This is a genomic window from Pinirhizobacter sp. (assembly GCF_036499745.1).
In the GTDB taxonomy this organism is placed as follows: domain Bacteria; phylum Pseudomonadota; class Gammaproteobacteria; order Xanthomonadales; family Rhodanobacteraceae; genus Pinirhizobacter.
The window spans coordinates 66,292-73,082 of record NZ_DASYDG010000048.1; the positions used below are offsets into that span (position 1 = coordinate 66,292).

General features: G+C 63.3%; 6 protein-coding genes. 4 read left to right on the top strand and 2 right to left on the bottom strand.

The window, feature by feature from the left end:
* Positions 1-21 precede the first annotated feature (21 nt).
* The 3 genes from VGM61_RS16575 to VGM61_RS16585 all read left to right on the top strand — a co-directional run bounded on the left by VGM61_RS16575 (position 22) and on the right by VGM61_RS16585 (position 2,522).
* Positions 22-795: an exodeoxyribonuclease III gene (locus VGM61_RS16575; RefSeq protein ID WP_331523990.1), complete on the top strand. Its 774-nt coding sequence runs from the start codon at positions 22-24 to the stop codon at positions 793-795.
* Positions 792-2,117 (top strand): AmpG family muropeptide MFS transporter, encoded by a 1,326-nt coding sequence (locus VGM61_RS16580; protein WP_414694907.1) that lies wholly within the window; start codon positions 792-794, stop codon positions 2,115-2,117. The genes VGM61_RS16575 and VGM61_RS16580 overlap by 4 nt, the downstream gene beginning before the upstream one ends.
* Positions 2,118-2,210: 93 nt before the next feature.
* Positions 2,211-2,522 carry a hypothetical protein gene (locus VGM61_RS16585; protein WP_331523991.1) on the top strand — a complete coding sequence of 104 codons (312 nt, stop codon included), beginning with the start codon at positions 2,211-2,213 and terminating at the stop codon, positions 2,520-2,522.
* On the opposite strand, the gene VGM61_RS16590 is transcribed toward VGM61_RS16585, so the two are convergent.
* Together VGM61_RS16590 and VGM61_RS16595 are read right to left on the bottom strand one after the other, a co-directional pair.
* Positions 2,523-3,638, bottom strand: a complete 1,116-nt coding sequence (locus VGM61_RS16590; protein WP_331523992.1) for an anhydro-N-acetylmuramic acid kinase — start codon at positions 3,636-3,638, stop codon at positions 2,523-2,525.
* A 10-nt stretch (positions 3,639-3,648) separates the two neighbouring features.
* Positions 3,649-5,097 carry an OapA family protein gene (locus VGM61_RS16595; protein WP_331523993.1) on the bottom strand — a complete coding sequence of 483 codons (1,449 nt, stop codon included), beginning with the start codon at positions 5,095-5,097 and terminating at the stop codon, positions 3,649-3,651.
* Positions 5,098-5,264: 167 nt separating this feature from the next.
* Between VGM61_RS16595 and tyrS the strand changes: the two genes are divergently transcribed.
* Entirely contained in the window at positions 5,265-6,476 is a 1,212-nt protein-coding gene (tyrS, locus tag VGM61_RS16600) for a tyrosine--tRNA ligase (RefSeq protein ID WP_331523994.1), read from the top strand.
* Positions 6,477-6,791 lie beyond the last annotated feature (315 nt).

The window sequence follows — 6,791 nt, forward strand, 5'->3', positions numbered from 1 at the left end:
AGGTCACTACGGATCAATCCATTGCGCATCATTTCCCTGAACGCCAACGGCATCCGCTCGGCCGCCACCAAGGGCGTGTTCGACTGGCTGCGTACCCAAAATGCCGATGTGGTCTGCCTGCAGGAGACCAAGGCACAGGAAGCCCAGCTTTCCGACCCGCAATTCCGTCCCGACGGACACCACTGCTTCTACCACGATGCCCGCAGCAAGAAGGGTTATAGCGGCGTGGCCATCTATTCAAAGCGCGAGCCCGACACTGTACTCACCAGCCTTGGGCGTGAAGACTTCGATTGCGAAGGACGCTACATCGAGGCGCGCTACGGCAACCTGAGCGTGGTGTCGTTCTATATACCCTCCGGTTCCTCCGGCGACCTGCGCCAGGGCTACAAGTTCGGCGTGATGGAATGGCTGCTGCCGATCCTGGACGAATGGCTGGCTTCCGGCCGCGATTACGTACTGTGCGGCGACTGGAACATCGTGCACACGAAGAACGACATCAAGAACTGGACATCCAACCAGAAGAACTCAGGCTGCCTGCCCGCCGAACGCGCATGGCTGGATACCTTGTTCCTTGACCGTGGCTGGGTGGACAGCTTTCGGGCGCTCAAGCCGGACGCCATGGAATACACCTGGTGGTCCAACCGCGGCGCGGCCCGCGCCAACAACGTGGGATGGCGCATCGACTACCAGGTGGTCACGCCTTCGCTTAAGGACAAACTGCGCGATTGCTCGATCTACCGCGAACAGCGGTTCTCAGACCACGCGCCGTACATCGTGGACTACGACATCAAGTGATCAACCGCGGTTACAAGGGCCTTGCCGGCATCTGCGAGGCCTTCGCCCAGCCGGGCGCGATCACCATGCTGTTCTTCGGTTTTGCCTCGGGCATCCCGTTTTTGCTGGTGGGAAACAGCCTGTCGGCATGGCTGAAGGAATCGCGCATCGACTACGGCGCGATCGGCCTGGCGAGCTTCGTTACCTTCACCTATAACTTCAAGTTCCTCTGGGCGCCGCTGGTGGACCGCCTGCGCCTGCCGCTGTTCTGCCGGTTGGGCCAGAGGCGTGGCTGGCTGTTGTTCGCACTGGTGGTGCTGGCAGGTGGTTTCATCGGCATGGCCTGCATGCCGCCCGACGTGTCGCTGGCACGCTTCATGGCGGTCACCCTGCTGGCGGCCTTCGCCGGTGCCACCATCGACACCGTGGTCGATGCCTACCGCGTGGAGATCGCCCCACGCGAAGCGCAAGGCGCGCTGGCAGCCACCTATACGCTGGGTTACCGCGGCGGCCTGATCGCCGGTGGCGCGGGCATCCTGTTGCTGGCCGATAACGTTGGCTGGCAGATGGGCTATGCGGTGATCGCGCTGGTGTTGCTGGTGCCGTTGGTCACCGTGCTGGTGGTGCCCGAACCCGAACACCGCGTGCGCGAACGGCAGGACATCGCCACCGCGGTGCGTGAGGGCTTCATCGGGCCCTTCCGGGACTTCTTCATGCGTTACGGCCTGGGCCTGGCCTTCTGCCTGCTGGTGTTCGTCGGCCTGTTCCGGCTGCCGGACCAGATGCTGGGCGTGATGGCGTATCCGTTCTACCTCGATGCCGGCTTCACCAAGACGCAGATCGCCGAGGTGTCGAAGGTCTATGGCGTGATCGTCGGCATTGTCGGCGCGCTCCTGGGCGGCTACGCAGTAACCCGCATGGACATCCGCAAGCTGCTGGTGGTGGCGGCCATCGGCGTGTCGGTGTCGAACCTGCTTTACCTGCTGATGGCGTCGTTCCCGGGGCAGACCTGGAGTTTCGTGGCCACGCTGTCGGGCGATAACTTTGCGCAGGGTTTTGCCGGGCCCGTGCTGGTGGCCTTCATGTCCGGGCTGGTCAACCGCAGCTTCACCGCAACGCAGTACGCCTTGCTCAGTTCGCTGGCCAACCTTCCGGGAAAGGTGATCGGCGGCTTTTCCGGGTTCCTGGTACGCGATTCGGGCTACCCGGCCCTGTTCGTGCTCAGCACGGTGTCGATCGTACCGACCCTGCTGGTGCTGGCGTGGCTGTGGAAAAAGCTGCCCGGGCTTGCCGTGGTTGACAGTCCCGAGGCCGGGCAGGGGCGGGTAGCGCCGCCTTCCTGACCGACAAAGCCCTCCGCGCCCGGATGGTTGGACACGGGGCCTCTCTTGACGCAGAATTGACGTCACAGGGGGCATGGGCAGGAGAAATCGCACGTGCCGGATATCGTGGTAAGACACATCGACGACGCAACCGCCGAGCGTATCAAGTCGCTTGCGCGTGAGCGTCGCTGGTCGATCAACGAAGTGATCCTGCACGCCCTGCGGTACGGCCTGGGCTTGAGTCCCGGCGACACCTTCAACGACATGCTGGTAGTTCCGGGTGACATTGCCCGGTTGGCGGGCACGTGGGATGCCAGCGAGCAAGCCGCCTTCGACGAAGCACTGTGCGCCCTGGCCGCGGCGTCCCGCGAGGAACTGTGCCGCGCGGGCATCGAAGAAAGAAAAGCCGCCGCTGCCGGCGGCTGATCAGTCGCGCGGTGCCCGGTGCAGCGCACCCAGCACGCGTGGACCGCGGGCGCCCGTCACCGCAGGCAGGTTCCCCGGCAAATCCAGGTCGTAACGTCGTGCAAGCCAGGCGAAGGCCATGGCTTCGACGAAATCCGGATCGATGCCTGCTTCGCCGCTGCTGGCGACCTTCCGCATGGGCATCAGCTGCGCCAGGCGCTGCATCAGCACCGCGTTGTGCACGCCGCCGCCGCAGGCGGTCACGTGCCTTGCCGCCGGCGCATCGCGGTCGATGGCCTGGGCGATGCTGCGCGCGGTGAGTTCGAGCAGCGTGGCTTGTACATCCGCTGCGGCCTGTGCACCAAGCTGCGGATCAAGCCACGTCAGGTGGAAATACTCCCGACCGGTACTTTTTGGCGCGGGAAGATCGAAGTAAGGGTCGTCCAGCAAGCGGCCCAGCAGGGCCTCATCCACCTTGCCACTGGCAGCGAAGCTGCCGCCGGCATCGTAAGCGCCGCCATGATGGCGCCGGAACCAGGCGTCCATCAGCGCGCTGGCAGGACCGGTATCGAAGCCGACGACGCCCCCATCGGGGCCGAGCACGGTGATGTTGGCAATGCCGCCAAGGTTCAGCACCACGTGGGTTTCACCGGGCGTGCCCAGCACCACGGCATGGAAGGCCGGCACCAGCGGAGCACCCTGGCCGCCGGCAGCAACGTCGGCGCGGCGGAAATCAGCCACGGTATCGATGCCCGTGTGGGCAGCGACCACCGTGGGGTCGCCCAATTGCAAGGTGAACGGGTAGTCCCCGCCGGGGCGATGGCGCAATGTCTGGCCGTGCGAACCGATGGCCTTTACCTGCGATGCATGGGTGCCCGAAGCCACCAGCACGGCGTTTGCAGCATCGGCAAAGCAATGGCCGATAGCCACGTCCAACCGGCCGAAGGCATCCAGGTCGAGGTGCTTCTCGCCTTGCGAGAGCGCCAGCACGCTGGCGCGGACGTCGTCGGGCCAGGGACGGGTGATGCCATGCACCAGTGACGGCGCGCCGCCATCGAAAGCGACCAGCGCGGCATCGATGCCGTCGGCGCTGGTGCCGGAGATCAGGCCAAGGTAGAGCTCGCGGCCACCGCCCAAAATAAGTCCCTTAATTCACGTTGCCGTTGGTGCCGGTATGCGCTGCGCTGGCCATCTTCACGTTGTTGGTGACCGCGTTGATGCGGGCCAGCTGCGGTGCCACCACTTCGCTGCGGAACTTCGCCAGCTGTACAGCCGGCAGCGGCTCGGGCTTGGGCAGGGTGACTGTTTGCGGGTCGCGCTGCACGTTGTTGACACGGAATTCGTAGTGAAGGTGCGGGCCGGTGGCGAGGCCGGTCATGCCGACGAAGCCGATCGTGCTGCCCTGCTGCACGCGCTGTCCCACCCTGATGTTGGCAAAACGCGACATGTGCCCGTAGGCGGTGCTGATGGTGCTGTTGTGCTGGATGATCACGAAGTTGCCGTAGCCGTTCATCCAGCCCTTGAACTTCACCACGCCATCGCCGGCGGCGTGGATCGGCGTGCCGGTGGGGGCTGCGTAATCCACACCCTTGTGCGCGCGCATGGTGCCCAGGATCGGATGCATGCGGCCGGCGCTGAACTGCGAGGAGATGCGGGTGAAGTCTACCGGGATGCGCAGGAACGAACCCTGCAGCGGACGGCCTTCCTGGCTGTAGTAACCGAACTTGCCGTCGCTGTTGCGGAAGCGGTACGCGGTGTAGTGCTTGCCCTGGTTGATGAATTCCGCGGCGACGATGTCGCCTTCACGCAGGTACGCGCCATCGCGGTACACGTCGTCGTAGATCACGGTGAAGCTATCGCCTACGCGCAGGTCCTGCACGAAGTCGATGTCGTATTTGAAGACCTCGGCGAGCTTCAGGATCATCGCGTTGCTCATGCCGGCCTTGGCACCGGCACCGAACAGCGAACCATCGATATCGCCATGGGCGATGTGTTCACGCGTTTCCACCGCGCGCGCATCGGCGGTAAGCACCGGCTTGTCGCCATCAAGGCGCAAGGTGGCGCGGCTGTTCTCGTCCTGGTCGAAGCGGATGCCTGCAAGCTTGTTGTGATCGTCGATCAGGAACTGGAATTCCTGGCCCACGCTGATGTGGTGCAGTGCGCGGGAGTTATCCGATGCATCCATCACATGCTGCAGGTCGGTGAGGGTAAGTCCCTGCGTCTGGAAAATATCCGAAAGCGTCTGGCCCGGTTGTACCTGCACGCTGCGCCATTCTTCGGAGAGTTTCGGCGGGGGCGGCGTATCGATCGCGATGGGCAGCCTGAGCGGAAGCAGCGCGTGTACCGGTGGTACGGGATTGGTGCGCATGGCACCTGCCCAGGCCGGAATCACCAATCCGGAAAGCACCACCACCAGCAGGGCCAGGCCACCGAGGATCCAGCGTTCGCGATGCCACTTCAGCGGCTGGTGCGAAGCGTTGCGATTGAACAACGTCCAATGCGCGCAACGATCGTAGAAATGGGAGTGCCGACGCTGCGCCTTACGGCGGATCGCTTGGCGGCGCACTGAGTGCGCGATCCGTTTCGTTTCGGCCATGCCCCGAAATTCCGCTGCAACAAGATTGTCGCGTACCATAACGGTCCTGTGAGAAGCGCGTCAACGCCTTTTCGATCAAGCATTTGCAACACTTTTTTGGTTAACATCCACTTAACCGGACGTTCACTTGGTTGACGGCCGCCGACTAGAAAACCTTGAGGAAGAAGATGAACGAGATCGACCAGGCGCTGGCCACCATCGGCCGCGGCGCCGCCGACATCATCAAGCGCGAAGAGCTCGAAGCGAGGCTGAAAACGGGCCGGCCGCTGCGCGTGAAGGCCGGCTTCGATCCCACGGCACCCGATTTGCACCTGGGTCATACCGTGCTGCTGAACAAGATGCGGCAGTTCCAGGACCTGGGACACCAGGTGATTTTCCTGATCGGCGACTTCACCGGCATGATTGGCGACCCCAGCGGCAAGAACGTCACCCGCAAGCCGCTTACCCGCGAAGACGTGCTGGCCAACGCCGATACCTACGCCGAGCAGGTGTACAAGGTGCTCGATCGAAAGCGCACCGAACTTCGCTTCAATTCCGAGTGGTTCGGCAAGATGGACGCGGCCGACCTCATCCGCTTGTCCTCGCAGCTCACCGTCGCGCGCATGCTCGAGCGCGACGACTTCGCCAGGCGCTATGCGGCGCAACAGCCCATCGCCATCCACGAATTCCTGTACCCATTGGTGCAGGGATACGATTCGGTGGCCCTGAAGGCCGATGTCGAGCTCGGTGGTACCGACCAGACCTTCAACCTGCTGATGGGCCGCGGCCTGCAGGAGCACTACGGCCAGCCACCGCAGATCGTGATCACGATGCCGCTCCTTGAAGGCATCGATGGCGTGCAGAAGATGTCCAAGTCGCTGGGCAACTACATCGGCATCAACGAGCCTGCCATCGACATCGTCACCAAGACGCTGAAGATCGATGACGACCTGCTATGGCGCTGGTTTGAACTACTGAGCTTCGAAACCAGCCTGAACGACATCGCGGTGATGAAGGCGGACATCGCCAGCGGTGCACTGAACCCGCGTGACGCCAAGCTCAAGCTGGCCCGCGAGCTCGCCGCGCGTTTCCACGATGCAGCCGCCGCCGACCAGGCCATCGCCGGCTGGCACGCGGTGGTGCGCGGAGAGGGAGACACCTCGCTGCTGCCCTTGTCGGACATCGTGGTGCCCACCGAAGGGCTTCGCCTGGGCGCCTTGCTCACCGCCGCCGGTCTTACCGCGAGCAACTCCGAAGCGGGCCGGAAACTGAAGGAACGGGCGGTGCGCATCGATGCCGAGGTGGTGGAAGACCCCCAGCGTGTCTTCGAACCCGGCTTCGAGGGGGTCTTGCAGGTAGGGAAACGCAACTTTGCCCGGGTTCGGCTGGTCGCTCCCTGAAAATAAATTTCGTTGTGCATCAGTAGATTGGCGCACAACGTGAAATTTCTTCGCAACAACCGCTTGCCAAAAACTTCACGTTTCGTATTATTCGCGGCCCGCAGTCGCCCAACGTCGCAAGACGGACCGCCGGGACCCCTTCGAAAGTGAAAATGGGGTGTTGACGGACACGATAAGCGATGTAGAATGGGCGGCTCACCTCGGACGAAACGTCCTGAGGGAATCGGCAAAAAAGCCGGTTCGGCGATACCGATCTTTGACAGTGTGCGCAGGTGAATTGTGTGGGCGTCTTGCCTGGATACGTAGCGTGTCCAA